This is a genomic window from Stenotrophomonas sp. TWI1183, assembly GCF_039673115.1.
In the GTDB taxonomy this organism is placed as follows: Bacteria; Pseudomonadota; Gammaproteobacteria; order Xanthomonadales; family Xanthomonadaceae; genus Stenotrophomonas; species Stenotrophomonas maltophilia_AA.
The window spans coordinates 19,106-45,272 of record NZ_JBDJKZ010000018.1; the positions used below are offsets into that span (position 1 = coordinate 19,106).

Annotated in this window: 20 protein-coding genes; 14 read left to right on the forward strand and 6 right to left on the reverse strand. The window is 66.4% G+C overall.

Annotated elements, in window-relative coordinates; genetic code table 11:
• The first annotated feature begins 40 nt into the window (after nt 1–40).
• The 8 genes from ABE434_RS15050 to ABE434_RS15085 all read left to right on the forward strand — a co-directional run bounded on the left by ABE434_RS15050 (nt 41) and on the right by ABE434_RS15085 (nt 9,830).
• Nucleotides 41–820: a flagellar regulator YcgR PilZN domain-containing protein gene (locus ABE434_RS15050; protein ID WP_346479397.1), complete on the forward strand. Its 780-nt coding sequence runs from the start codon at nt 41–43 to the stop codon at nt 818–820.
• A 483-nt stretch (nt 821–1,303) separates the two neighbouring features.
• Nucleotides 1,304–1,795 carry a chemotaxis protein CheW gene (locus ABE434_RS15055; RefSeq protein WP_346462226.1) on the forward strand — a complete coding sequence of 164 codons (492 nt, stop codon included), beginning with the start codon at nt 1,304–1,306 and terminating at the stop codon, nt 1,793–1,795.
• 173 nt (nt 1,796–1,968) lie between these two features.
• Nucleotides 1,969–2,352, forward strand: coding sequence for a hypothetical protein (locus tag ABE434_RS15060; protein WP_319209492.1), 384 nt, complete (start codon nt 1,969–1,971; stop codon nt 2,350–2,352).
• Between the two features lie 95 nt (nt 2,353–2,447).
• Entirely contained in the window at nt 2,448–4,808 is a 2,361-nt protein-coding gene (locus tag ABE434_RS15065) for a methyl-accepting chemotaxis protein (protein WP_346479398.1), read from the forward strand.
• Nucleotides 4,809–4,974: 166 nt separating this feature from the next.
• The gene (locus tag ABE434_RS15070) at nt 4,975–7,257 is read left to right on the forward strand and encodes a methyl-accepting chemotaxis protein (RefSeq protein ID WP_346479399.1); all 2,283 of its coding nucleotides are present in this window, start codon (nt 4,975–4,977) and stop codon (nt 7,255–7,257) included.
• Nucleotides 7,258–7,309: 52 nt separating this feature from the next.
• On the forward strand, nt 7,310–8,170 hold the full coding sequence (locus tag ABE434_RS15075) for a CheR family methyltransferase (RefSeq protein ID WP_179459021.1): 861 nt from the start codon (nt 7,310–7,312) through the stop codon (nt 8,168–8,170).
• Nucleotides 8,167–8,763, forward strand: a complete 597-nt coding sequence (cheD, locus tag ABE434_RS15080; protein ID WP_121036713.1) for a chemoreceptor glutamine deamidase CheD — start codon at nt 8,167–8,169, stop codon at nt 8,761–8,763. The genes ABE434_RS15075 and cheD overlap by 4 nt, the downstream gene beginning before the upstream one ends.
• On the forward strand, nt 8,760–9,830 hold the full coding sequence (locus ABE434_RS15085; RefSeq protein ID WP_176989058.1) for a chemotaxis response regulator protein-glutamate methylesterase: 1,071 nt from the start codon (nt 8,760–8,762) through the stop codon (nt 9,828–9,830). The genes cheD and ABE434_RS15085 overlap by 4 nt, the downstream gene beginning before the upstream one ends.
• 224 nt (nt 9,831–10,054) lie before the next feature.
• Here the strand turns inward: ABE434_RS15085 and acnB are convergent, their stop codons facing one another.
• From acnB to ABE434_RS15100, 3 genes are read right to left on the reverse strand one after another with little or no spacing between them, the layout of a single operon-like run.
• Nucleotides 10,055–12,640, reverse strand: a complete 2,586-nt coding sequence (acnB, locus tag ABE434_RS15090) for a bifunctional aconitate hydratase 2/2-methylisocitrate dehydratase (protein WP_346479400.1) — start codon at nt 12,638–12,640, stop codon at nt 10,055–10,057.
• Between the two features lie 49 nt (nt 12,641–12,689).
• Nucleotides 12,690–13,088, reverse strand: coding sequence for a type II toxin-antitoxin system VapC family toxin (locus tag ABE434_RS15095; protein WP_123729168.1), 399 nt, complete (start codon nt 13,086–13,088; stop codon nt 12,690–12,692).
• Nucleotides 13,089–13,095: 7 nt separating this feature from the next.
• The gene (locus ABE434_RS15100) at nt 13,096–13,320 is read right to left on the reverse strand and encodes an AbrB/MazE/SpoVT family DNA-binding domain-containing protein (protein WP_123729167.1); all 225 of its coding nucleotides are present in this window, start codon (nt 13,318–13,320) and stop codon (nt 13,096–13,098) included.
• A 200-nt stretch (nt 13,321–13,520) separates the two neighbouring features.
• Here ABE434_RS15100 and bamE point away from each other — a divergent pair, with 200 nt between their 5' ends.
• From bamE to ABE434_RS15130, 6 genes are all read left to right on the forward strand, one after another.
• The gene (gene bamE, locus ABE434_RS15105) at nt 13,521–13,898 is read left to right on the forward strand and encodes an outer membrane protein assembly factor BamE (RefSeq protein WP_346462216.1); all 378 of its coding nucleotides are present in this window, start codon (nt 13,521–13,523) and stop codon (nt 13,896–13,898) included.
• 247 nt (nt 13,899–14,145) lie between these two features.
• Nucleotides 14,146–16,902, forward strand: a complete 2,757-nt coding sequence (acnA, locus tag ABE434_RS15110; RefSeq protein WP_346479401.1) for an aconitate hydratase AcnA — start codon at nt 14,146–14,148, stop codon at nt 16,900–16,902.
• A 235-nt stretch (nt 16,903–17,137) separates the two neighbouring features.
• Nucleotides 17,138–17,509 carry a type II toxin-antitoxin system prevent-host-death family antitoxin gene (locus ABE434_RS15115; RefSeq protein WP_176989069.1) on the forward strand — a complete coding sequence of 124 codons (372 nt, stop codon included), beginning with the start codon at nt 17,138–17,140 and terminating at the stop codon, nt 17,507–17,509.
• The gene (locus ABE434_RS15120; RefSeq protein ID WP_346479402.1) at nt 17,509–18,174 is read left to right on the forward strand and encodes an AAA family ATPase; all 666 of its coding nucleotides are present in this window, start codon (nt 17,509–17,511) and stop codon (nt 18,172–18,174) included. Before ABE434_RS15115 ends, ABE434_RS15120 begins: the two co-directional genes overlap by 1 nt.
• Before the next feature lie 181 nt (nt 18,175–18,355).
• The gene (locus ABE434_RS15125) at nt 18,356–20,032 is read left to right on the forward strand and encodes a long-chain fatty acid--CoA ligase (protein ID WP_346479403.1); all 1,677 of its coding nucleotides are present in this window, start codon (nt 18,356–18,358) and stop codon (nt 20,030–20,032) included.
• A gap of 158 nt (nt 20,033–20,190) precedes the next feature.
• Nucleotides 20,191–21,060 carry a crotonase/enoyl-CoA hydratase family protein gene (locus ABE434_RS15130; RefSeq protein ID WP_346479404.1) on the forward strand — a complete coding sequence of 290 codons (870 nt, stop codon included), beginning with the start codon at nt 20,191–20,193 and terminating at the stop codon, nt 21,058–21,060.
• Between the two features lie 50 nt (nt 21,061–21,110).
• Here ABE434_RS15130 and ABE434_RS15135 read toward each other — a convergent pair whose 3' ends face one another.
• From ABE434_RS15135 to lysS, 3 genes are all read right to left on the reverse strand, one after another.
• Nucleotides 21,111–23,285, reverse strand: coding sequence for an ATP-binding protein (locus tag ABE434_RS15135; RefSeq protein ID WP_346479405.1), 2,175 nt, complete (start codon nt 23,283–23,285; stop codon nt 21,111–21,113).
• A 1-nt stretch (nt 23,286) separates the two neighbouring features.
• Nucleotides 23,287–24,426, reverse strand: coding sequence for a two-component system response regulator (locus tag ABE434_RS15140; protein ID WP_346479406.1), 1,140 nt, complete (start codon nt 24,424–24,426; stop codon nt 23,287–23,289).
• Between the two features lie 201 nt (nt 24,427–24,627).
• Entirely contained in the window at nt 24,628–26,145 is a 1,518-nt protein-coding gene (gene lysS, locus ABE434_RS15145; RefSeq protein ID WP_176989075.1) for a lysine--tRNA ligase, read from the reverse strand.
• Between the last annotated feature and the right edge of the window lie 22 nt (nt 26,146–26,167).

Below are 26,167 nucleotides of genomic sequence, written 5' to 3' on the forward strand. Positions count from 1 at the left end.
TATCTACGCGTGCCGGCACCCGCCCAACCCAGCAGATTCCATGTCCGAAGGCAGCCACGACGCACACGACCGACCCCATGCCACCCACGACGATGGCACGGATGACCGGTACCTGGTCCGCAACCCCCGCCAGATCCGGCAGTTGCTGCAGGCGCTGATCGACCAGCGTTCGTTGATCAACGCCCATCTGGGCGGCCGCGACCAGTCCTTCCCCACCGCGGTGCTGGAACTGGACGACGACGAGGATTGGCTGTTGCTGGACGGCAGCCCCTCCGAGACCTCCAACCGCGCTGCCGAAGAGGCCGGCCATCTGCTCTGCTTCGCGCAGCTGGACCGGGTGATGGTGCGCTTCCGCCTGGACGGCCTGGAGCGCGTGCGCAACGAAGGCCACGTCGCCTTCCGCGTGCCGTTCCCCGAGGAGCTGGTGCACCTGCAGCGCCGCGAGCTGTATCGGCTGGAAACGCCGATCACCGATTCACCGCACCTGCAGTTCCCGGTCAACGAAGACCGCAGCGAGATCCTGCAGCTGCGCGTGGTGGACATCAGCGGCGGCGGCCTGGCCGTCACGGTGCCGGTGGACTGCAACGTGTTCTCCCTGCAGAAACGCTACGCGGCCCAGCTGGACCTGCCCGATGGCAGCCCACTGCATGTCTCGCTGATCGTCTGCAACCAGTTGGCGGTCAAGCTGCCCAACGGGATCGAAATGAAGCGCATCGGCATGCGCTTCGACGACCTCCCGCGCGGCGGCGACAGCGCGATCCAGCGCTACATCTTCCGCATCGACCGGCAGCGGAGCGCGAGGAAGAACGGGGAGAGTTGATGGCTGCTTCAACTGCGTGGCGGTTTGATGCTGCGTGACTGGGTCGGCGCGGGTAGGCCGGCGGGACCCGCCGCAAGTACGTCCCTGTAGGCTCATGTCGCCGCATCCATGCGGCTCATGGTCCCGCCAACCTACCCGCGCCGCCCCATCGAAAGTTGGCTGGGCCCGAGTTGAAGGCAGCGGCTGTTGGCCTTGTTGTCGTTCTCGCTGTTGCCATTGCTGCTACTGACACACCGACGCACGGTCGAAGGGCTGTTGTGGGTGGGTTGGCGGGACCATGAGCGCCATGGATGGCGCGACATGAGCCTCCATGGACGGATTCACGGCGTGTCCCGCCAACCCATCCACACCAGCCCAGCCGCCGAACACAGCACCGCCAACGCCGTTGCTCTCGCCAAGCACCCCTAAAGTCGCCCCCGGCCAGGCCGATATCCAGCGTGACCCCCGGTTATTCGACCGCCACGCCCGATCCAGGACCCCTCGATGAACGACAAGAACAGCAACGCCGCCAGCGACGGCGGCGAATACCTCAGCTTCACCCTCGGCGCCGAGCACTACGGCGTGGACATCCTCAAAGTCCAGGAAATCCGCGGCTACGACTCCGTCACCCGCGTCCCCGATGCCCCTGACTACATCAAGGGCGTCATCAACCTGCGCGGCACCATCGTCCCCGTCATCGACCTGCGCCTCAAACTGCGCCTGGAAAATGCCACCTATGACGCCTTCACCGTCATGATCGTGCTCAACGTCGAAGACCGCGTCGTCGGCATCGTCGTCGACAGCGTCTCCGACGTCATCCCGCTGGCCGCCGACCAGATCCGCCCGACGCCCGAATTCGGCGCCGCCGTCGATACCCGCTTCATCTCCGGCATCGGCACCCAGGACGATCGCATGCTCATCCTGCTGGATATCGAAACCCTCCTCGACAGCGCCGACATGGGCCAGGCCCCGGTCATCGACGACGTCGCAGCCTGAGACATCCGTCACAGAACAACCCGTGGACTGCGCCCGGTACGCACCGTGACAGCCACTGAAGAAAAAACACGCTTCAGTTCCGCCCGGTCCGGCCGATAGCTGGTTTCAGAACCCGGCTGCACTGGATCGCCCATGGCCGGGCCAACTGCCCTTATCCCCGGAGAATGTTCCCGATGAAGTCCCTGCTTGCCCTGTTCTCGGTCGCCGTGATCGCCGCCTCCGCTTCCACCGCATTCGCCCAGTCCGGTGAAATGATTCCGCCGGAACTGGCCCCGCGCTCGGTCGGCAAGGACGGCATGGTCTGTGGCAAGGTCGAGAAGGCCCGCTACGCCGAAGGCTCCGAAGGTCAGCCGACCTTCCTGTACATGGGCGGCGCGTTCCCGCGCCACACCTTCTCGGCCCGCATCGCCGGCGCCAACCGCGACAAGTTCAGCTTCCCGCTGGAATCGCTGGAAGGCAAGACCGTCTGCGTGATCGGCAAGATCGCCCGCGATGCCTCGCGCGCTGAAATCGAAGTCAGCTCGCCGGCCGGCCTCAAGCTCGCCAACATCAAGTAATCCCCGTACGCCCTGCCACGCCGGCGTTGGCCGGCGTGGTCGCTGCAACCGGCCCCGACGGCCGGACGCGTTTGCCACTGGAGACCGCACCTGCCATGCCGTGGATCAACAACCTCAAACTGATGCCCAAGTTGATGCTGACTTTCGGCGTCCTCCTGCTGGTAATGCTGCTGCAGGGCATCGTGGCCTATCGTGGCCTGCACTCACTCAACAACGTCACCACCGAATTGGCCGGGCCCCGGATGGACAGCATCCGCATGGCCGGCGAACTGCGTGGCATGGTCGGCGAGTACCGCAACTCCGCCTACCAGGGCCTCATCCGCGCCAGCGATGACGTCAAGGCCGAAGCCAAGTCCCGCGCTGCGGAGCTTCGCACCCAGATCGACGCCTCGATCAAGAAATACCCCGCGCTGATCGACAATCCCCAGCAGAAGAAGCTGTTCGACACCTTCGCCAAGGATTGGACCGACTCGCTGGCGTCCTACGACGCCGTCACCGAAATGCTCGAACTGGACCTGCCCGACGATGCCGTGGACACCTTCGTGGGTGAAACCCGCGCCAAGCATCGCAAGGCCTCCTCCGCCCTCGAGGCGCTGATCGCCGAAGACAACCGCCTGTCGCGCGCCTCGCGCGAAGAAGCCGAGTCCACCTATGCCGCCTCGGCCACGCTGACCGTCATCACCCTGCTCGCCGGCGCCGCCCTGGGCCTGGTGCTGGTGTATCTGTTCGCCCGCTCGCTGGTGGGCAGCATGCGCGGCGCCGTATCGGTCGCCAATGATGTCGCCAGCGGCAAGCTGGACGGCCACATCGACGTCAGCCGCAAGGATGAAGTCGGCGACCTGCTGCAGGCCATGCAGCGCATGCAGCGCGACCTGCGCGAACGCACCGAAACCGACCAGGCGATCGCCCGCGAGAACCTGCGCATCCGGACCGCGCTGGACTACAGCTCGACCGGCGTCTACCTGACCGATGCCCAGCACACCATCGTCTACAGCAACCGCGCGCTGCAGCAGACCCTGAGCCAGTACGAAGCCGACATCCGCAAGGATCTGCCGGACTTCGATGCCTCCGCCTCGCTGATCGGCAAGTCGGCCGCCACGCTTGAACACGGCAGCGAGATGGATGCCAAGACCCTCGCCCAGCTGCAGCAGCACGGCGTCAGCCGTCGCCCGATGCAGTTCGGCGAAGCGCAGTTCGCGCAGGTCGTCTCCTCGATCGCCAACGAGCAGGGTGAGACCGTCGGCCACGTCATCGAATGGCGCGACCGCACCCCCGAAGCGCTGGTGGAAGCCGAAGTGGCCCGCGTGATCGCCCAGGCCGCCGCTGGCGATCTGTCCGGCCGCATCGACAGCGAAGGGAAGGACGGCTTCTTCCTGCAGCTGGCCCAGCAGCTCAACGGCCTGCTGGACGCCAACTCGGCCAGCATCGAACAGGTGTCCAACCTGCTGGCCGCGCTGTCGCAGGGCGACCTGACGGTGCGCATGCACGGCGACTTCCAGGGCGTGTTCGCCCGGATGCGCGACGACGCCAACGCTACCGCCGAGCAGCTCAGCGGCATCGTCACCCGGATCAAGCACTCCAGCCAGCAGATCAACTCGGCCGCCAGCGAGATCGCCACCGGCAACAGCGACCTGTCGCGCCGCACCGAGCAGCAGGCCGCCAACCTGGAAGAAACCGCCGCCTCGATGGAGGAACTGACCTCCACCGTGCGCCAGAACGCCGAGCATGCCCGCCAGGCCAACCAGCTTGCGATCGGCGCGCACACCGTCGCCTCGCAGGGCGGTGACGTGGTCGGCCAGGTGGTCACGACCATGAGCGCGATCCAGACCTCGTCGAAGAAGATCGCCGAGATCATCTCGGTCATCGACGGCATCGCGTTCCAGACCAACATCCTGGCGCTGAATGCCGCGGTCGAAGCGGCACGTGCCGGCGAGCAGGGTCGCGGCTTTGCCGTCGTCGCCTCCGAAGTGCGCACCCTGGCCCAGCGTTCGGCCGGTGCAGCCAAGGAGATCAAGGGCCTGATCGACGACTCCGTCGGCAAGGTCAACGACGGCTCGGCGCTGGTGCAGAAGGCCGGCGCCACCATGGGCGAGATCGTCGCCTCGGTGCAGCGCGTGACCGACATCATGGCCGAGATTTCCGCCGCCTCGCAGGAACAGTCGGCCGGTATCGAGCAGGTCAACCAGACCGTCGTGCAGATGGATGAAACCACCCAGCAGAACGCCGCGCTGGTGGAAGAAGCCACCGCCGCCGCCCGTGCGATGGAAGAACAGGCCGGCCAGCTGACCGATGCCGTGTCGATCTTCAAGCTGGACGAGCAGGAGCTCGCACCCGCTCCGGTCGTGGCCGCCCCGCCGCGTGCCGCGCGTGCGCCGCTGGCGCAGGCGGCCGTGCGTCGCCCGGCTTCGCGCCCGGTGGCCACCGAACTGGCCGACGGCGACTGGCAGGAGTTCTAAGCCCTGCTGGGCGTTTCGTTCAAAGGCCCCGATGCGCCTGCATCGGGGCCTTTTTGTTTGTGCCCACCAAAACCTGAATACGCTCAGCCGCCCGGGCTCAATCGTGGCGACCTGCGGCCGATAACAGCATTGCCGCGACATGTTTGTCGATCAAAGACCCCTGCCCATGAATCTACTCAGCCGCTGGAACCAGTCCTTCTCCAACCTGTCCGTCAGGCGCAAGCTCAACCTGCTGACCGCACTCATCGCCGTCGGCGTGATCGCGCTGGCGATCATCGCCGCGCGCATGCAGTACCTGGATCTCGCCGAAACCCGCAAGGAGGCGCTGAAGACCCAGGTCGAACTCAGCTACGGCATCCTGGCGCACTACACCCGGCTGGCCGAGTCCGGCGAACTCACCGAAGCAGCGGCCAAGGCTGCGGCACTGCAGGCCCTCGAGGTCATGCGCGCCGACAATGACAGCGCGTACTACAACGTGCTCGGCACCGACTACACCCTGCTGATGCATCCGTTCGCACGTGACCGCGTCGGCAAGGTGCAGAAGGACTACACCTCCAAGGATGGCGTACCGATCTACCTGCAGCAGGTGGACATGGCGAAAACCGGTGGCGGTTATACCTACTACCGCACCACCAAGCCGGGCAACGATGCACTGATCGAGAAGGTCACCTATGCCGCCCTGTATGCCCCGTGGCAATGGGTCATCACCAGTGGCGTCTACATGGACGATGTGCAGTCCGATGCACTGGCCTTCACTGCCGTCATGACCGCCAGTGGTGGCGCACTGGTGCTGATCGTGCTGGCGCTGAGCTGGCTGATCGGCAACCGCATCACCCTGCCGCTGCGCCAGGCTACCCACGTGGCCGAGAGCATCGCCCGCGGCAAGCTGGACAGCCGCATTGGCGAGCAGGCCCACGATGAGCCCGGCCGCCTGCTGGAAAGCATGGCCCGCATGCAGGAACAGCTGCACGCCGTGATCAGTGGCCAGCGCGAGATGGCCAGTCGCCACGACGCGGGCAATACCGGCTACCGCATGGACGAGACCGCCTTCCCCGGCGAGTACGGCCTGATGGTGCATGAAACCAATGCCCTGGTCGGCGCGCACGTGCAGACCATGGACGATGTGCTGGCCGTGGTGCAGCGCTATGCCCAGGGCGACCTCGGCGCGGACATCGCGCGCTACCCGGGCGAGAAGGCCGAGATCACCCGCACGGTCGATGCGGTCAAGCAGAACCTGGGCAGCATCAACGGCGAAATCCAGCGCCTGGCCGCGGCCGCCGCCGCCGGCGATTTCAGCCAGCGCGGCGACACGACCCGCTTCGACCACGATTTCCGCCGGATGATCGGCCACCTCAACGCAATGATGCAGATCAGCGACGAGAACCTGGGCAAGCTCTCGCAGTTGCTGTCGGCCATCGCCGAGGGCGATCTGACCGCGCGCATGCAGGGCGACTTCCAGGGCGTGTTCGCCACCATGCGTGACGATGCCAATGCCACCGTCGCCCAGCTGACCCAGATCGTCGGCCAGATCCAGGAGGCCGCCGGCAGCATCAACCTGGCCGCCGGCGAAATCGCCACCGGCAACAGCGACCTGTCGCGCCGTACCGAGCAGCAGGCCGCCAACCTGGAAGAAACCGCCGCCTCAATGGAGGAACTGACCTCCACCGTGCGCCAGAACGCCGAGCACGCACGCCAGGCCAACCAGCTCGCGATCGGCGCGCACTCCGTCGCCTCGCAAGGCGGCAACGTGGTCAGCGAAGTGGTCACCACCATGGCCGCGATCCAGACCTCCTCGAAGAAGATCGCTGAGATCATCTCGGTCATCGACGGCATCGCGTTCCAGACCAACATCCTCGCACTGAACGCTGCGGTGGAAGCCGCACGCGCCGGTGAGCAGGGCCGCGGCTTCGCGGTCGTGGCCTCCGAAGTACGCACGCTGGCCCAACGCTCGGCCGCTGCAGCCAAGGAGATCAAGGGGCTGATCGATGACTCGGTCGGCAAGGTCGCCGAGGGCTCGCAGCTGGTCAACCAGGCCGGCGCCACCATGGGCGAGATCGTCGCCTCGGTGCAGCGCGTGACCGACATCATGGCCGAGATTTCCGCGGCCTCGCAGGAGCAGTCCGCCGGCATCGACCAGGTCAACCAGACCGTGGTGCAGATGGACGAGACGACCCAGCAGAACGCTGCGCTGGTGGAAGAAGCCACCGCCGCCGCGCGCGCGATGGAGGAACAGGCCACCCAGCTGGCCGACGCCGTGGCGATCTTCCGCCTCGACAACCAGGTCGCCCAGGCTGTCAGCGCGGTCACCGCGCGCGCGGTCGCCGCGATGGGGCCGGTACGCCCGGCCAGCCGCCCGGTGCCGCCAGCATCCCCTGCCCTGCGTGCCGCCGCCCCGGTGCGCACACCGCGCAGCACGCCGGCCGATGAAGGCAACTGGCAAGAGTTCTGAGTCCCCGCGGCGATCCGTGATCGCCGCACCCCCTTTCCCTGCGAGTCCGCCCGTGTCCACGCCCCCAGCCAACGCCGCTTCACCGAATGCTCGCGAATTCGAGTTCGCCGATCGTGATTTCCGCCGCGTCTGCGAGCTGATCTACCAGCGCGTCGGCATCTCGCTGGCGCCGGCCAAGCGCGACATGGTCTACGGCCGGCTGTCGCGCCGGCTGCGAGCGCTTGGCATGCGCAGCTTCAGCGACTATCTGGACCAGCTCGAGTCCCATGGCGGCGACGAATGGCAGGCGTTCACCAATGCGCTGACCACCAACCTCACCGCGTTCTTCCGCGAGCCCCACCACTTCGAGAAGCTGGCCGACGAACTGCGTCTGCGCGCCGGCCACGGCACCCTGCAGCTGTGGTCGTGCGCGGCCTCGACCGGCGAGGAACCCTACTCGATGGCGATCACCGCCTGCGAGACCTTCGGCACGCTCAAACCGCCGGTGCGCATCCTGGCGACCGATGTCGACACCCAGGTGCTGGCCACCGCCAGTCGTGGTGTGTACGCCATCGACCGCGTGTCCGGGCTGGACCCTGCGATCAAGAAGCGCTATTTCCAGCGCGGCAGCGGACCCAACGAAGGCCATTGCCGGGTCAACCCGGCCCTGCGCGACCTGATTGACTTCCGCCCGCTCAACCTGCTCGCCAACCGTTACGACGTCGGCGGCCCGTTCGATGCCCTGTTCTGCCGCAACGTGATGATCTATTTCGACAAACCGACCCAGCGCGGCATCCTCTCGCGGCTGATCCAGCACATGGGCGATGACGGTCTGCTCTATACCGGCCATTCGGAGAACTACCTGCACGCCGCCGACCTGATCCAGCCCTGCGGCCGGACCCTGTACAAGCGTGCGCCCGGAGCGCCGGCATGAGCCTGCCGATCCGCAACGACGAAGTGATGCGCTATTTCGACAGCCGCTTCCAGGTCACCGCCGCCAAGCTGCTGCCGACCCAGTACCTGGCGGTGGACGACAACACCGCGCTGACCACCACGCTGGGCTCCTGCGTGGCCGCTTGCCTGCGCGATCCGGTGCTCAAGATCGGCGGAATGAACCACTTCCTGCTGCCCGAAGGCAACGTCGGCGATGGCGCGCCTGCGCGCTACGGCAGCTACGCGATGGAACTGCTGATCAACGACCTGCTCAAGCGCGGCGCCCACCGCAAGCGCCTGGAAGCCAAGGTGTTCGGCGGCGCCAACGTACTCAAGGGCTTCACCAGCAACCCGGTCGGCACCCGCAATGCCGAGTTCGTGCGCCAGTACCTGCAGGCCGAGCACATCCCGATCATCGCCGAGGACCTCTGCGGCATCCATCCGCGCAAGGTGTGGTTCTTCGCCGATACCGGCCGCGTCGTGGTGCAGCGCCTGCCGCATGCCCATGAAGCCGAAGTGGCCGCGACCGAATCGGCCGTGCGTGCCCGCCTGTCCAAGGCCCCGGTCACCGGTGGCGTGGAGCTGTTCGAATGACCCACGGTGTGCCCTGCAAAGTCCTGATCGTCGACGACTCCGCGGTCGTGCGCCAGATGCTCAGCGAGATCCTCGCCAGCGATCCCGGCATCGAAGTGGTCGGCACCGCCGCCGATCCGCTGCTGGCGCGCGAGAAGATCAAGCGCCTTGCCCCGGACGTGATCACGCTGGACGTGGAAATGCCGCGCATGGACGGGCTGGCTTTCCTGGAAAACCTGATGCGCCTGCATCCGCTGCCGGTGGTGATGATCTCCTCGCTGACCGAGCGCGGCGCCGACACCACCCTGCAGGCGCTGGCGCTGGGCGCGGTGGACTTCGTCTCCAAACCGAAGTTCGACGTCGCCCGTGGCCTGCAGGTCTACGCCGAAGAAATCATCGGCAAGGTCAAGATGGCGGCCCGCTCGAGGGTACGTACGCTCGCCCGTCCCCCCACGCCGCGCATCACCCTGGATGCGGTGGCACCGAAGGCGCCCCCGCGCAGCATCCAGTTCCGCACCACCGACCGCCTGATCGCCATCGGCGCCTCCGCCGGCGGCACGGAGGCCCTGCGCGTGGTGCTCGAAGGCATGCCGGCCGACGCCCCGGCCGTCGTGTTGACCCAGCACCTGCCCGCCACCTTCAGCACCCCGTTCGCCGAGCGCCTGGACCGCCATTCGGCGATGTCGGTGCGCGAGGCCAGCGATGGTGAAGCGGTGTTGCCCGGCCACGCGTACCTGCCGCCGGGCGGCAAACATCTCCGGATCATCCGCGACGGCGCTCGCTGGCGCTGTCGGGTCGACGACGGCCCGGCGGTCAACCGGCACAAGCCGGCAGTGGACGTGCTGTTCCGTTCGGTGGCCGAAAGCGCCGGGGCGAACGCCATCGGCGCGATCCTGACCGGCATGGGCGACGACGGTGCCCGCGGCCTGCTCGATCTGCGCAACGCCGGCGCCCCGACCCTGGTGCAGGACGAAGCGACCAGCGTGGTCTGGGGCATGCCCGGTGCAGCATTCAAGCTCGGCGCGGCGGAGGAAATGGTGCCGCTGGAGAGGATTGCCGAGCGGTTGATGGCGTTGGCGCGGGGTTAGGTAGTGCCGGCCGCTGGCCGGCATCCCGGCATCCACGAACACACAGCCTGTTGCACTCGGCGTGATCGCGTTGCCGGCCAGCGGCCGGCACTACCCGCTGCCCACCGCGAACGCGCGACGTCCGCACAAAAAAAAACCCCCGGCCTGCGCCGGGGGTTTTCGCTTTTCAGCCCACCGACCAACGGTCGATGGCTACCGGTCGCCGGGCAGCGCCCGGCATCGGATCAGGCAGCAACCGTACCGGCCACTTCCTGGTAGTCCTCGATCTGGTCGAAGTTCATGTAGCGGTAGATGTCCTTGCTGCTGGCATCCAACACGCCGATGTCGGCCATGTACTCTTCCTTGGTCGGAATGCGACCCAGGCGCGAGCAGATCGCGGCCAGTTCGGCCGAACCCAGATACACGTTGGAGTTGCGGCCCAGACGGTTCGGGAAGTTGCGGGTCGAGGTCGAGAACACCGTCGCGCCCTCACGCACCTGCGCCTGGTTGCCCATGCACAGCGAGCAGCCCGGCATTTCCATGCGTGCGCCGGCGGTGCCGAAGGTGCCGTAATGGCCTTCCTTGGTCAGCTCCGAGGCATCCATCTTGGTCGGCGGGGCCACCCACAGCTTGGTCGGGATGTCGCGCTTGCCTTCCAGCAGCTTGGCCGCCGCACGGAAGTGACCGATGTTGGTCATGCACGAACCGATGAACACTTCGTCGATGGCCGCACCGGCCACGTCGGACAGCGTCTTGACGTCGTCCGGGTCGTTCGGGCACGCCACGATCGGCTCGTGGATGTCGGCCAGGTCGATCTCGATGACGGCGGCGTACTCGGCGTCGGCATCCGGCTGCAGCAGCTCCGGGTTGGCCAGCCAGGCTTCCATCTTCTCGATGCGGCGCGCCAGCGAACGGGCGTCCTGGTAACCCTCGGCGATCATCCACTTCAGCAGCGTGATGTTGCTGGTGAGGTACTCGATGATCGGCTCTTTGTTCAGGTGCACCGAGCAACCGGCGGCCGAACGTTCGGCCGAGGCATCGGACAGTTCGAACGCCTGCTCGACCTTCAGCTCCGGCAGACCTTCGATTTCCAGGATGCGGCCGGAGAAGATGTTCTTCTTGCCGGCCTTGGCCACGGTCAGCAGACCGGACTTGATCGCGTACAGCGGGATCGCGTTGACCAGGTCACGCAGGGTCACGCCCGGCTGCATCTTGCCCTTGAAGCGGACCAGCACCGACTCCGGCATGTCCAGCGGCATCACACCGGTGGCAGCCGCGAAGGCGACCAGGCCCGAGCCGGCCGGGAACGAAATGCCCACCGGGAAACGGGTGTGCGAGTCGCCGCCGGTACCGACGGTGTCGGGCAGCAGCATGCGGTTGAGCCAGCTGTGGATCACGCCGTCGCCCGGGCGCAGCGAGATGCCGCCACGGGTGGAGATGAACTCCGGCAGGGTGTGGTGGGTCTTGACGTCCACCGGCTTCGGGTACGCCGCGGTGTGGCAGAACGACTGCATCACCAGGTCGGCCGAGAAGCCCAGGCAGGCCAGATCCTTCAGTTCGTCACGGGTCATCGGACCGGTGGTGTCCTGCGAGCCCACCGAGGTCATCTTCGGTTCGCAGTAGGTGCCCGGGCGCATGCCCTGGCCTTCCGGCAGGCCACAGGCGCGGCCGACCATCTTCTGCGCCAGCGAGAAGCCCTTGCCGGTATCCGGCGGGTCCATCGGCAGGCGGAACAGATCGGTCGGGGCCAGGCCCAGCGCTTCACGCGCCTTGGCGGTCAGGCCGCGGCCGATGATCAGCGGAATGCGGCCACCGGCGCGCACTTCGTCGAACAGCACGTCGGACTTGACCTTGAACTCGGCGATGACGGCGCCGTCCTTCAGGGCCTTGCCGTCGTACGGGCGCAGCTCGATCACATCGCCCATGTTCATCTGCGACACGTCGAGTTCGATCGGCAGCGCGCCGGCGTCTTCCATCGTGTTGTAGAAGATCGGGGCGATCTTCGAGCCCAGGCACACGCCGCCGAAGCGCTTGTTCGGAATGAACGGAATATCTTCACCGGTGAACCACAGCACCGAGTTGGTGGCCGACTTGCGGCTGGAACCGGTACCGACCACGTCGCCCACGTAGGCGACCAGGTGACCCTTGTCCTTCAGCGATTCGATGAACGTGACCGGGCCGCGCTTGCCGTCTTCTTCCGGCTCGATGCCATCACGCTTGTTCTTCAGCATCGCCAGGGCGTGCAGCGGGATGTCCGGGCGGGTGGTGGCGTCCGGGGCCGGCGACAGGTCGTCGGTGTTGGTTTCGCCGGTCACCTTGAGCACGGTGATGGTCAGGCTTTCCGGCACCTGCGGACGGCTGGTGAACCATTCCGCATCGGCCCAGCTCTGCAGCACGCCCTGGGCGTTCGCATTGCCGGCCTTGGCCTTTTCCTGCACATCGTGGAAGGCGTCGAACACCAGCAGGGTGTTCTTCAGCGCATCGGCGGCGATCGCACCGACGGCGGCGTCGTCCAGCAGCTGGACCAGCGGCGCGACGTTGTAGCCACCGAGCATGGTGCCCAGCAGTTCGGTGGCGCGCTCGCGCGTGATCAGCGGATTGACTTCGCTGCCCAGGGCGATCGCGGCCAGGTACGAGGCCTTGACCTTGGCAGCGTCATCGACGCCGGCCGGCACGCGGTGGGTCAGCAGTTCCAGCAGGAACTCGGCCTCGCCGGCGGGCGGGTTCTTCAGCAGTTCGATGACGTCGGCCGTCTGCTGGGCGCTCAGCGGCAGCGGCGGGATGCCAAGCGCGGCGCGCTCGGCTACGTGGTGGCGGTAGGCTTCCAACATGACAACTCCCGGGTGATTCTTTGAAAGAATGCGGTTTAAAAGTATGGGCTCAGGCGTGCGGCACGATCAGCTTCAGGCCCTTGAAGTAGTCGCGGTAAAATTTGTCGTTCCAGGTGATCAGGCCGTCGCACTGCAGCAGTGCGTGGGAGCCCACCATGAAGTCGTCCAGGCTACGGCGGCCTTCGCCGCGCTGCCGGTGGCGGCGCTGCATCTCGCCCGCACGCAGGGCGGATTTGGCTTCCAGCGCGTTGAAATGGACGCCCATTTCCTCCAGCGCCTCGAGCACTTCGGCACCGCCGCGCAACGAGGCGCACAGTTCGGCCAGGGTCGCCCCGCAGACCACCACGCGGCCGCCGACCAGGTTCTGGCGCAGGCAGGCTTCCACGGCGTCGGCCTGCGGGCCGTTGCTGAGCAGTTCGATCAGCACCGGCGAATCGACGGCGATCATCGCAGGCTCAGTCTTCGTCACGGACGGCCTTCACCGCAGCCTCGGACGACTCGAAGCCGTCCAGCGCGAATTTGCCGCGGGCGCGTGAGATCGCATCGTCCACGCTTTTGCGCAGGATGATGCGCCCGCCTTCCAGCTCGACGGTAAGCTGGGTGCCCTTGGTCAGCCCCAAGGCGTCACGCACGGCCTTGGGCAGTGTGATCTGTCCGCGTTCTGCGACGGTGGCTTCCATGGGGTACGCCTCAAAAAGTATGTATGAATTGTACGTACTTTGGCGTTCAGGGGCAAATCCAGGCGGCGCCTGCCTTGCAGGCGTCCCGGGAACCGCAGGCAGGCTAGACTGAACGGGCAGCAACCGCTGCCGCCCGGACCCGGACGCTTGCCGTCGCCCTGGCGACCCGCACACCCATCGATAGACAAGGACATCCCACGATGCGCGCCACCACCCTCGCTTTTGCCCTGCTGATTGCTGCCCCGCTTGCCCTGGCTGCCCCGTCGGCGCATGCCAACCCGTTTGGCGCCTACACCACCGGCACCGAGATCACCCAGCAGCAACTGGATGCCGCCGAAGTGGGCAAAACCACCCAGGATGATGTGCGTGGCGCCTTCGGTGCCCCCAGCCGCCGCGAACAACTTGGCGACACGCAGGTCTGGTACTACGACTTCGTCAAGATCAAGTCGTTCGGCAAGAACATCCAGGAAGCCACCGTGTTCGAGTTCGGCAAGACCGGCGTGCTGTCGGCCAAGTCCAAGACCAATGCCGTGGGCAAGACCGGCAACCCGCTGATCGACGCCGCCAACGGCAAGTAATCGGCCGCGGACGCGCCACTTCCAGACGGGGCGCCCATGGCGCCCCGTCTGCATTCGGTACCCAGGCGATGACATCGGCACTACACATGCCTGTGTAACCTTCCGTCCTGAGCCCAAGGGCTGGCACGCCCCTGCCGCTGTCGCATACTGCGAGGGATCGGCGGGCGCAGCGAGCCCGACGGCAGCCGCAAGCAGGCGCGCGTTCCGGCGCAGCCGTTGCAAGCCATCAGCAAAGGAGTCATCTGCAATGAGCGATTCGTTCTCCACCCGCAGCCAGCTGGACGTCGGCGGCACCACCTACGACTACTTCAGCCTGCCCAAGCTCGGACAGACGTTCGACATCTCCCACCTGCCCTACTCGATGAAGATCCTGCTGGAGAACCTGCTCCGGCATGAGGATGGCGGTGTCACCGTCGGCAAGGACCACATCCAGGCGGTGGCACAGTGGGATCCCAAGGCCGAGCCGGACATCGAGATCGCCTTCATGCCGGCCCGCGTGGTGCTGCAGGATTTCACCGGCGTGCCCTGCGTGGTCGACCTGGCCGCGATGCGCGATGCGGTGGTCAAGCTCGGCGGTCGGCCGGAGCAGATCAATCCGCAGATTCCCTCCGAGCTGGTGATCGACCACTCGGTGCAGGTCGATGTGTTCGGCACGCCGGACGCGCTCGATCTCAACGGCAAGATCGAATTCCAGCGCAACCAGGAACGCTATGGCTTCCTGCGCTGGGGCCAGAAGGCCTTCGATAATTTCAAGGTGGTGCCGCCCAATACCGGCATCGTCCACCAGGTGAACCTGGAGAACCTGGCCCGCGTCGTCATGACTGCGGACAAGGACGGCAAGGCAGTGGCCTATCCGGACACCGTGTTCGGCACCGACAGCCACACCACCATGATCAACGGCATCGGCGTGCTGGGCTGGGGCGTCGGCGGCATCGAAGCCGAGGCCGCCATGCTCGGCCAGCCGTCGTCGATGCTGATCCCGCAGGTGGTCGGCTTCAAGCTGACCGGGCGCATGCCCGAAGGCGCCACCGCCACCGACCTGGTGCTGACCGTCACCCAGATGCTGCGCAAGCACGGCGTGGTCGGCAAGTTCGTCGAGTTCTTCGGCGAAGGCCTGCAGCACCTGCCGCTGGCCGACCGGGCCACGATCGGCAACATGGCCCCGGAGTACGGCGCCACCTGCGGCATCTTCCCGATCGATGAAGAGTCGCTGACCTACCTGCGCCTGTCCGGCCGCAGCGAAGCGCAGATCGACCTGGTCGAAGCCTATGCCAAGGCCCAGGGCCTGTGGCACGACGCCAACACCGCACATGCCAGCTACAGCGCCACGCTGGAACTGGACATGGGCCAGGTCAAGCCGTCGCTGGCCGGCCCGAAGCGCCCGCAGGACCGCGTGCTGCTCGAAGACGTCAAGCAGAACTACCGCGAGAACCTGGTCGGCCTGACCACCAACCGCGACAAGCGCAACGATGACGTGTCCAAGTTCGTCAACGAAGGCGGCGGCGCGGCGGTCGGCAACGAACAGCTGGCCAAGGGTTACAGCGACGTGGAGCTGGAGGGCAGGAAGTTCCGCCTGAAGGACGGCGCGGTGGTCATCGCCGCGATCACCTCGTGCACCAACACCTCCAACCCGGCGGTGATGATCGGTGCCGGCCTGCTCGCCCGCAACGCGGCGGCCAAGGGCCTGGACCGCAAGCCGTGGGTCAAGACCTCGCTCGGCCCGGGCTCGCGCGTGGTCACCGATTACCTGGAAAAGGCCGGTGTGCTCACCGAGCTGGAGAAGATCGGTTTCTACGTGGTCGGCTATGGCTGCACCACCTGCATCGGCAACTCCGGCCCGCTGCCGACCGAAGTGAGTGCCGGCATCGCCGCCGGTGACCTGGTGGTGGCCTCGGTGCTGTCGGGCAACCGCAACTTCGAAGGCCGCGTACACCCGGAAGTCAAAATGAACTACCTGGCCAGCCCGCCGCTGGTCGTCGCCTACGCCATCGCCGGCACCACCGACATCGACCTGACCACCGAGCCGCTGGGCACGGGCAGCGATGGCCAGCCGGTGTACCTGCGTGACATCTGGCCGAGCAACAAGGAAATCGGCGATGTGATCGCCGCGACCATCGGGCCGGAAATGTTCAAGAAGAACTACGCCGACGTGTTCAAGGGCGACACCCGCTGGAACACCATCAAGTCGCCCGACGGCGATCTGTATGAGTGGGACGGCAGTTCGACCTACATCAAGAACCCGCCCTATTTCGAGGGCATGACGATGGACGTCGGCCACATCGACGACGTGCATGGCGCGCGCGTGATGGGTCTGTTCGGCGACTCGATCACCACCGACCACATCTCCCCGGCCGGCAACATCAAGAAGGATTCCCCGGCAGGCCGCTTCCTGCAGGAACGTGGCGTGCAGCCGGCCGACTTCAACAGCTACGGCAGCCGCCGCGGCAACGATGACGTCATGGTGCGCGGCACCTTCGCCAACATCCGCATCAAGAACCTGATGTTCGGCGGCGAAGAAGGCGGCAACACCCTGTACTTCCCGAAGGACGGGGGCGAGCCGCAGAAGCTGGCGATCTACGATGCGGCCGTCAAGTACAAGGCCGAGGGCATCCCGCTGGTCGTGTTCGCCGGCAAGGAATACGGCACCGGCTCCTCGCGCGACTGGGCGGCCAAGGGCACCAACCTGCTGGGCGTCAAGGCGGTGATCGCCGAGAGCTTCGAGCGCATCCACCGTTCCAACCTGGTCGGCATGGGCGTACTGCCGCTGCAGTTCAAGAATGGCGACAACGCGCAGAGCCTGGGCCTGGACGGGTCTGAAGTGGTGGACATCACCGGCCTGCAGGATGGCGCCAGCAAGTCGGCGACCCTCACCGCGACCCGGGCCGATGGTACGAAGAAGACCTTCGAGGCCCATGTGATGCTGCTGACGCCGAAGGAAGTGGAGTACTTCAAGCACGGCGGCCTGCTGCAGTACGTGCTGCGCCAGCTGGCGGGCAAGAAGTAAGCATCAGGAGCTTTCGCCAAGACCGCCCTCCCCGTCCAGGGAATGGCACCGGCAGCAAGGGGGCGTAATGCCCCCTTGCTGCTTTCCGGCATCCAGCGACTCGGCGCTCTGGGCGTGCCCGCTATAGGCGTCCCGGCCGCCGCCCCTTCATTTTCATAAATTTCATAAATCACATAATTAGCCCATTTCGTACGCACTGGGCTAAGCTGGCCGCATCCGCCAGGGAACCGCCGCCATGCTGCATGCGCTCAAGTTCGACCCGATCACCGAGCTGACCCGTACCACCGCCTCGACGGTGAAGGAGCACTGGCGCAAGGTCATGCAGGACGTCCGCGAACAGCAGGCCGTGCTGGTGACCAATCACAACGAGCCCCAGGCCGTCATCCTCTCCGCCGAGCAATACCAGGCCATGCAGGCCGAAGTGGTATCGCTGCAGCGTGATCTTGCCTCCCTGCGCGAGCAGACCCCGGCCCTCCAGCACCTGCGGCAGCGCTTCGATGATCGCCTTGCCGTGCTGGACAGTGCCGCAGCGGGCAACAAGGCCCGAACGCTGCTGCGTAAACCGGCACGGCTCAAGGGCAAGGTGGTCGCGGGCAGCGGGTACTGATGGCGGCGCGGCCTTTCCTGCTCGTGCTGGCAGGGGTCAATGGTGCGGGCAAAAGCTCTATCGGCGGTCATCTGCTGCGCGAGGCGGGACTGGACTGGTTCAATCCGGACGACTGGGCCGGGCAGCTCTGCCGCGAGCTGGGCATTAGCCAGCGCGAGGCCAATGGCCAGGCGTGGAAGGAAGGCTTCGGCCGACTGCAGGCCGCGATCGCCGAACACCGCAGCCACGCCTTCGAAACCACCCTGGGCGGACAATCCATCGCCGCGACCCTGGCCGAGGCATGCGCCACGCATGACGTACTGGTCTGGTACTGCGGTCTGGCCTCTCCCGAGCAGCACATCGCACGGGTGCGCGCACGCGTCGCGGCCGGTGGCCACGCCATCAGCGATGCGGACATCCACCGCCGCTATCCGTTGGCGCTGCAGAACCTGATCACCCTGTTGCCAGCACTGGCACAGCTGCAGGTGTACGACAACAGTGTAGAGGTCGGTCCTGGCCAGCCGGTTGCCGACCCGCAGCTTGTGCTGCAGATGGACGGCGGCCGTTTGACCTGGCCCGCGGCCGATGACGCCGCTCAACTGCGGCAGACACCCGACTGGGCCGTGCCGGTGCTGGAAGCTGCACTGCAGTGCCACGACACCTGCGCTGGCGAGCCGCCGCGATGAGCGCGCGCATGCGGCTGCAAACGTCATTTACCGTCGGCGCCACCCTGCCCCGAAGCCACGCGTCCGCCTTTCTTCACCGACCCTTCGCGTTTTCCATTCGGGACGGTATGCTGCCGAGGCATGAAACGACGGATACTCTCCGTCATCGCATCACATCATCCACGTTTCCTGGAGGGGGAATATGAGTCTGGAACGACCCTGGCTGCAGAGTTATCCCAAAGGCGTACCCGCCGAGATCGACGTCAACGAGTTCCATTCGGTTTCGGCCGTCTTCGACACCTCGGTGGCCAAGTTCCGCGACCGCCCCGCCTACTCCAGTTTCGGCAAGGTCCTCACCTACGGGGAAACGGACGCGCTGGTTGAACAGTTCGCCGCCTACCTGCTCGGTGAGCTGCAGCTCAAGAAGGGCGACCGCGTCGCCCTGATGATGCCCAACTGCCTGCAGTACCCGATCGCCACCTTCGGCGTGCTGCGTGCCGGCCTGACCGTGGTCAACGTCAATCCGCTGTACACCGCCCGCGAGCTCAAGCACCAGCTGGTGGATTCCGGCGCGGCCGTGCTGGTGGTGGTCGACAACTTCTGCGATACCGTGCAGCAGGTCATCGCCGATACGCCGATCAAGCAGGTGGTGACCACCGGCCTGGGCGACATGCTCGGCGCCAAGGGCATCGTGGTGAACTTCGTGCTGAAGTACATCAAGAAGATGGTGCCCAACTACAGCCTGCGTGGCGCGATCCGCTTCAACCAGGCACTCAAGCTGGGCAGCCGCCACACCCTGCCCAAGGTCGAGATCGACCACGACGACGTCGCCTTCCTGCAGTACACCGGCGGCACCACGGGCGTGGCCAAGGGCGCGATGCTGACCAACCGCAACCTGGTGGCCAACATGCAGCAGGCCTCGGCCTGGATCTCCGCCTCGGGGATCGAGATGGGCAAGGAGGTGATCATCACCGCCCTGCCGCTGTACCACATCTTCGCGTTGACGGCGAACGGCCTGGTCTTCATGAAGTTCGGTGGCTGCAACTACCTGATCACCAACCCGCGCGACATGAAGGGCTTCGTCAAGGAGCTCAAGGCGACCCGCTTCACCGCGATCACCGGCGTCAACACGCTGTTCAACGGCCTGCTCAACACCCCCGGCTTCGACGAGATCGATTTCTCCTCGCTGAAGGTCACCCTGGGTGGCGGCATGGCGGTGCAGCGCGCCGTCGCCGAGCGCTGGAAGAAGGTCACCGGCGTCACCCTCGTCGAGGCCTACGGCCTGACCGAGACTTCGCCGGCCGCCTGCATCAACCCGCTCGACCTGGCCGAGTACAACGGCGCCATCGGCCTGCCGATTCCGTCCACCGATGCCTGCGTGAAGGATGACGCCGGCAAGACCCTGGCCGTCGGGGAAGTCGGCGAGCTGTGCATCAAGGGCCCGCAGGTCATGAAGGGCTACTGGCAGCGCCCGGAGGACACCGCCCAGGCGGTCGATGCCGAGGGCTGGCTGCACACCGGCGACATGGCGCGGATGGACGAACAGGGCTTCTTCTTCATCGTGGACCGCAAGAAGGACATGATCCTGGTGTCCGGCTTCAACGTGTACCCCAATGAGGTCGAAGACGTCATCGCGATGATGCCCGGCGTGCTCGAGGTCGCGGCGGTCGGCGTGCCCGATGAAAAGTCCGGCGAAGTGGTCAAGGTGGTCATCGTCAAGAAGGACCCCAACCTCACCGCCGAGATGGTCAAGGAGCACGCGCGTGCCAACCTGACCGGCTACAAGCACCCGCGGATCGTGGAGTTCCGCAAGGAGCTGCCGAAGACCAACGTGGGCAAGATCCTGCGCCGCGAACTGCGCGATACGCCCGCGCCGTAACGGTTCCCCAACGGCGGCATCTTCACAGGGCCCCTTCCGGCAACGGCGGGGGCCTTTTGCATTGCCTGAGATGCCGGGGGTGTAGGATCGCGGCGTGTGGACCCGTCAGGCCCGCCGCCCACCGTCCTCCCAGCGGGCCAGCCTCCGAGGAAATCGCCATGAGCACCATTGAAAAGCTGCCCGTCAACCGCCGCTACGCCACCATCCGCACCGAGACCACGGGGAACGACGACGCCCATTGGCTGTACATGCATGCCGATGCCGGCAGTGGCATCCGCCCGTGCTGCCGCAAGGACATGCTCGATGAAATGTGGAATTTCATGAGCGCCATCACCCGTACCCCGGCCGAGCGCAACAGCGGCAAGCTGCGCCATTTCGTGCTCGCCTCCGATGCGAACGCGTACAACCTGGGCGGTGACCTGGACCTGTTCACCCGCCTGATCCGCGAAGGCAACCGCGACCGCCTGCTGACCTATGCGCAGCGCTGCGTGGAAGGCGTCCACCACCTGCACACCGGCTTCGGTGGCGACGTGCGTTCGATCGCGCTGATCCAGGGCGACGCGCTGGGCGGCGGCCTGGAGATGGCGCTGGCCTGCCACACCATCGTGGCCGAGGAAGGCTGCGGCATGGGCCTGCCGGAAGTGCTGTTCGGGCTGTTCCCGGGCATGGGGGCCTACTCGTTCCTGTGCAAGCGCGTTGCCCCGCAGCTGGCCGAGAAGATCATCCTCGACGGCCGGGTGTATTCCGCCGAGGAGATGCATGCGATGGGCGTGGTCGACGTGCTGGTGCCGAAGGGCCAGGGCGTCAAGGCGGTCGAAGACCTGATCCGCCAGCACCAGCGCATTCCGCATTCCTACCTGGCGATGAATGCCGCACGCAACCTGGCCCAGGCCGTGCGTTATGACGAGCTTCTGGAAATCACCAAGGTGTGGGTGGACTCCGCGCTCGCGCTGGGCGACAAGTCGCTGCGCACCATGGATCGCCTGATCAAGGCCCAGACCCGCCGCGCCACCCTCGACGTCGCCTGAGTCACCCCCTCCCCTGTGTTGTTCAAGCCCGGCGGCCGCCGGGCTTTTTTTCAGCGCATGTCGCCGCCGTCGTCCGCCTGGCCCTGGGTCCGGCGCTGCGCACGCGCATCCAGTGCCTGCCGGCCTTCCTTGATCCCCGCCTGCAGCAGGGTCACGCGCTGCCGCCATTCACTCTTGAGCTGCCAGTCGGCCATGCGCATCAGGTCGCCGGCACGATTGGCGACGCGGACCAGGCCGAGATTGCTGGCCACGCCCTTGATCGCATGCGCCTGCTCACGGAAATGCACCCAGTCGCTGCGCTCGCCATCGGCCAGTGCCACGCCGACGCACTGCTCGGCATCGGCCAGGCATTGGCGGATGAACTCGCGTTCGAAGCCATCGCCCATGCCGAGCGAGGCCAGCTCGTCGAGCACGCCCGGATCCAGTACGCCATCGAGCACGGTGGCAGTGCGCACGATCGGCGCACTGGCCTTGAGCTGGCCATTGGAGGCGATGTCGGCCAGCACGTCCAGCAGCCGCACCGCGACCACGGGCTTGGCCAGGAAGGTGTGCGCGCCGGCCTGGGTGCAGCGCTGGATCGCTTCGGGGGTGACATCGGCGCTGAGCACCAGCACCGGCGTGCGCGGACCGCCGCCGGCCTGCATCACGCGCAGCTCCTTGAGCATGTCCAGGCCGCTCATGCCGGGCATGTGCAGATCGACGATCGCCGCATCGAAATCGCTCTCGGCCATCGCATCCAGCACCGCTTCGCCGCCGTTGACGCACAGCACCTTGTGGCCGGCCTTCTGCAGCAGCCGCTGCAGCACCATCCGGTTGGCCTCGTGATCATCGGCGACCAGGATGTGCATGCTGCGCACGCGCGCGCGATGACGCAGGAAGGGATCGGCGAAGGCGATGACATTGCCATTGCGGTCCGGCAGCCCGTCGCCGACCAGGGCCGGGGTGACCGTGCCCAGCGGCACGCGCGGCGGCGCGAACGGCAGCTCGAACCAGAAATGGCTGCCCTGCGGCGGATTCTCTTCGTAGCCGATGTCACCGCCCATCGCCTCGACCAGGCCCTTGGCGATGGTCGTGCCCAGGCCGGTGCCTTCGTGGCGGCGCGCCATGCTGACGTCGGCCTGCTCGAATGCCTCGAACAGTCGCGGTCGCATCTCCGGCGCGACGCCGATACCGGTATCGAGGATGTCGAAGCGCAGGCGCACCCCGCCGTTGGATTCGGCATGCAGCACCGCGACGCGGATCTCGACCCGGCCGTGGTCGGTGAACTTGACCGCGTTGCCGGCGATGTTGAGCAGGATCTGGCGCAGGTGACCGAGATCGCCGCGCAACAGCGGCGGCACGGTATCGGCGACCTTGACCCGGTAGTCCAACCGCTTGGCCTTGGCCTGCGGCAGCAGGATCAGCCCGATCGCCTGGATCACATCGGCCAGCGCGAAATCCTCGGCGTTGACGCGCAGCTTGCCGGCTTCGATCGCGGAGATGTCGAGCACTTCTTCGACCAGCGCCAACAGGCTGCGCGAGGACGCCTGGATGGTGTTGACGCACTCACGCTGCTCGTCGTCGAGCTTGGTCGTGGCCAGCAGCTCGGTCATGCCCGACAGACCGTTGAGAGGGGTGCGGAACTCATGGCTCATGTTGGCCAGGAAGCGGCTCTTGGCCTCGCTCGCACGACGGGCCTCGGCCATCGCCCGGGTCAACTGGCGCAGCAGCGTGGAGAAATACAGCGGCACCGCCGCCAGGCCCAGCCACAGGCCGAACGCCAGCCGGGCATTCTGCTCCCAGTACGGCGTGAGCAGCGCGGTGCTGCCGAAGCTGACCATGGCCATCGCCACGGCCACGTACAGATAGTTGTTGCCGTAGCGCATGCCGTTGCCGACGGTCACCCACATCACCACGATGTAGACCCAGGCCAGCGGCTCGCCCATCTGCACCATGCCGGCGGCAATGAGACCGTAGTCGGCGAGCATGCCGGCCACGCGGCGCGGATCCGAGCGCCCCGGCCGCCACAGCAGCCAGCCGAACAGCCCCAGCGACAGCGTCAGGCCGGTCAGCACGATGGCCAGCACGCCGTGGTACTGCTCCGGCGGCAGATCGTGGCGCGGCCCTGGCATCAGGACATACAGCAGGATCAGGGTGATCAGCATGATGCGCACGATCGCCTGACCGTGCTCGGTGTCCGGGCGCTGCGCCAGACGTTGCTTCAGGCGCGGGTACAGACGACGCATATCACATCCCCGGGCGGGATGACGCAGTGGAGTGCTGTGCGCAGATCTCGTCAAGCTGGAGGCGGCCGCGCAGCAGGGCATCGACGCAGCGCGGATCAAACAACCGACCACGCTGGGCGTACAGATAAGCCAGCGTGGCTTCCATGGTCCATGCTTCCTTGTACGGACGGGGTGAGATCAGGGCATCGAACACGTCGGCCACCGCCACGATCCGCGCTTCCAGCGGAATGGCATCGCCGACCAGGCCATCGGGGTAGCCGCAGCCGTCGTAACGTTCGTGATGGCGCAGCGCGATCAGCGCACCGACCTGGATGAAACGGTTCTGGCTGCCGCTCAGCAGTTCATAGCCGATCCGCGGGTGCCGGCGCATGATCGCCTGCTCCTCGTCGTTCAACTTGCCCTGCTTGAGCAGCACGGCATCGGGAATGGCGATCTTGCCCATGTCGTGCAGGGGCGCGGCCATCTCGATCAGCTTGACCTCCTCCTCCGGCAGCCCGAGCTGCTCGGCGATCAGGCCGGCGACATGCGCCATGCGCTCGAGGTAGGCGCTGGTGCCGGCATCACGGAACTCGATCGCCCGTGCCAGCCGCGACAGCGTCTCGCGCTCGCGTTCCTCGACCTCGTGCATGCTGGCCAGCAGCCGCTGCTCCAGCGACAGCGCACGCTGCTTGACGTTCTCCGACTGCTGGCGCAGCTGCAACAGGTTGTAGCAGCGCGCGCGCAGTTCGCGCGGGCGGATCGGCTTGACCAGGAAATCGATCACCCCCGCTTCCAGCGCGGCCTGGCGGATCGGCTCGTCGCCGACCACGGTGATCAGGATCACGGGGATGTCGCGGTGCTTGGGCAGGCGACGGAAGCGGCGGGCGAACTCCAGCCCGTCCATCTCCGGCATGCGGTAATCCAGCAGCAGCAGGTCCACCGCGTGCGACTCGCACCAGGCCAGCGCCGTCAGTGGATCGCCGAAGTCGTGCACGGACAGTTCCGGCGCGATGTCCTCGATGACATGGCGCAGCATGGTTCGCGCGGACGTCTGGTCGTCAACGATGACAATATTCAAGGCTGCTTCTGCCTTCTTCCTTGACCACACTGGAACATGCTGCGGAGAGGATACTCCGCCGCTCAGCACACTGGCACCTTGCATGGGTCCGCCTCCCGTCATGAACACCCCAGTTCATGATCGTCGTCACAGTGTGATGCCGATGTGGGCATCCCCCTGCGACCCGTCATGGTCTGTGGCCATCACGCCATAGCGCCTGTTAAGGCCACGCAGAAACCATACTCGCGCGGCCACGGGAGCGGAACCCCCATCCGGACGTGCCCCAAGCACGCCCGGACGCAGGTCTCAGTTTTCGGGACGCATATACGGGAACAGCAGCACGTCACGGATCGAGCTGCTGCCGGTCAGCAGCATCACCAGACGGTCGATGCCGATGCCCAGGCCGCCGGTCGGGGCCATGCCGTATTCCAGCGCGCGGATGTAATCAGCGTCGTAGTGCATGGCCTCGTCGTCGCCGCCTTCCTTCGCCGTGACCTGGGCCTGGAACCGGGCCGCCTGGTCTTCCGGGTCGTTCAGCTCGGAGAAGCCGTTGGCCAGCTCCTTGCCGTTGATGAACAGCTCGAAGCGGTCGGTATAGCCCGGCTGGTCATCGTTGGCACGGGCCAGCGGCGAGACTTCCACCGGGTGGTCGGTAATGAAGGTCGGCTGGATCAGGGTGTGCTCGACGGTGGCCTCGAAGATCTCCAGCAGCAGCTTGCCCCAGCCGTAGGACGGCTTGATGCGGATCTTCAGGCGCTCGCAATGGGCGACCAGCGCATCGCGGTCGGTGCAGTCGGCCGCGCTGATCTCCGGGTTGTGGTGGCGCACCGCCTCGTCCATGCGCCAGCGGCGGAACGCCGGGGCCAGGTCGATGGTGGCGCCATCCCACTCCACCGTGGTGGTGCCCAGCACCTTGCTGGCCACGTCACGGATCACGCCTTCGGTCAGGTCCATCACTTCGGTGTACGTGGCGTAGGCCTCGTACAGCTCCATCATGGTGAATTCCGGATTGTGGCGGGTGCTGACGCCTTCATTGCGGAAGTTGCGGTTGATCTCGTACACGCGCTCCAGCCCACCCACGACCAGGCGCTTGAGGTACAGCTCCGGGGCCACGCGCAGGTACAGGTCCAGGTCCAGCGCGTTGTGGTGGGTGGTGAACGGCTTGGCCGTGGCGCCGCCCGGGATGTAATGCATCATCGGCGTTTCGACTTCCAGGAAGTCGCGGTTGTCCAGCCAGGCGCGCATGGCGCGGATGATCCGCGAGCGCTTGATGAACACCTCTCGCGACTCCGGGGTCACGATCAGGTCGACATAGCGCTGGCGGTAGCGCTGCTCCACGTCGGCCAGGCCGTGCCACTTGTCCGGCAGCGGGCGCAGCGACTTGGTCAGCAGGCGCAGGCTGGTGGCCTTGACCGACAGCTCGCCGGTCTTGGTCCGGGTCAGCCCGCCCTCGACGGCGATGATGTCGCCCACGTCCCAGCCCTTGAAGGCGGTATAGGCATCGCCCAGGGTGCTGCCCTGCAGGAACAGCTGGATGCGGCCGGACTCGTCCTGGATCTGGGCGAAGCTGGCCTTGCCCATCACGCGCTTGGCCATCAGGCGGCCGGCCATTTTGACCTGGCGGTCACTGGCTTCCAGCGCTTCGGCGGTCCACTGTTCGGCGTCGGCGAACTCGGCCTGCAGGGTGCCGGCGAAGTGCTCGCGGCGGAAATCGTTCGGGTAAGCGATGCCCTGCCCGCGCAGGGCGGTCAGTTTCGCGCGGCGCTCGGCGATGAGGCTGTTCTCGTCGACGGGGGGCTGCGGCGCGGCGGTCTGATCGTTCATGGCGTGGGTCTATGTATGTCGG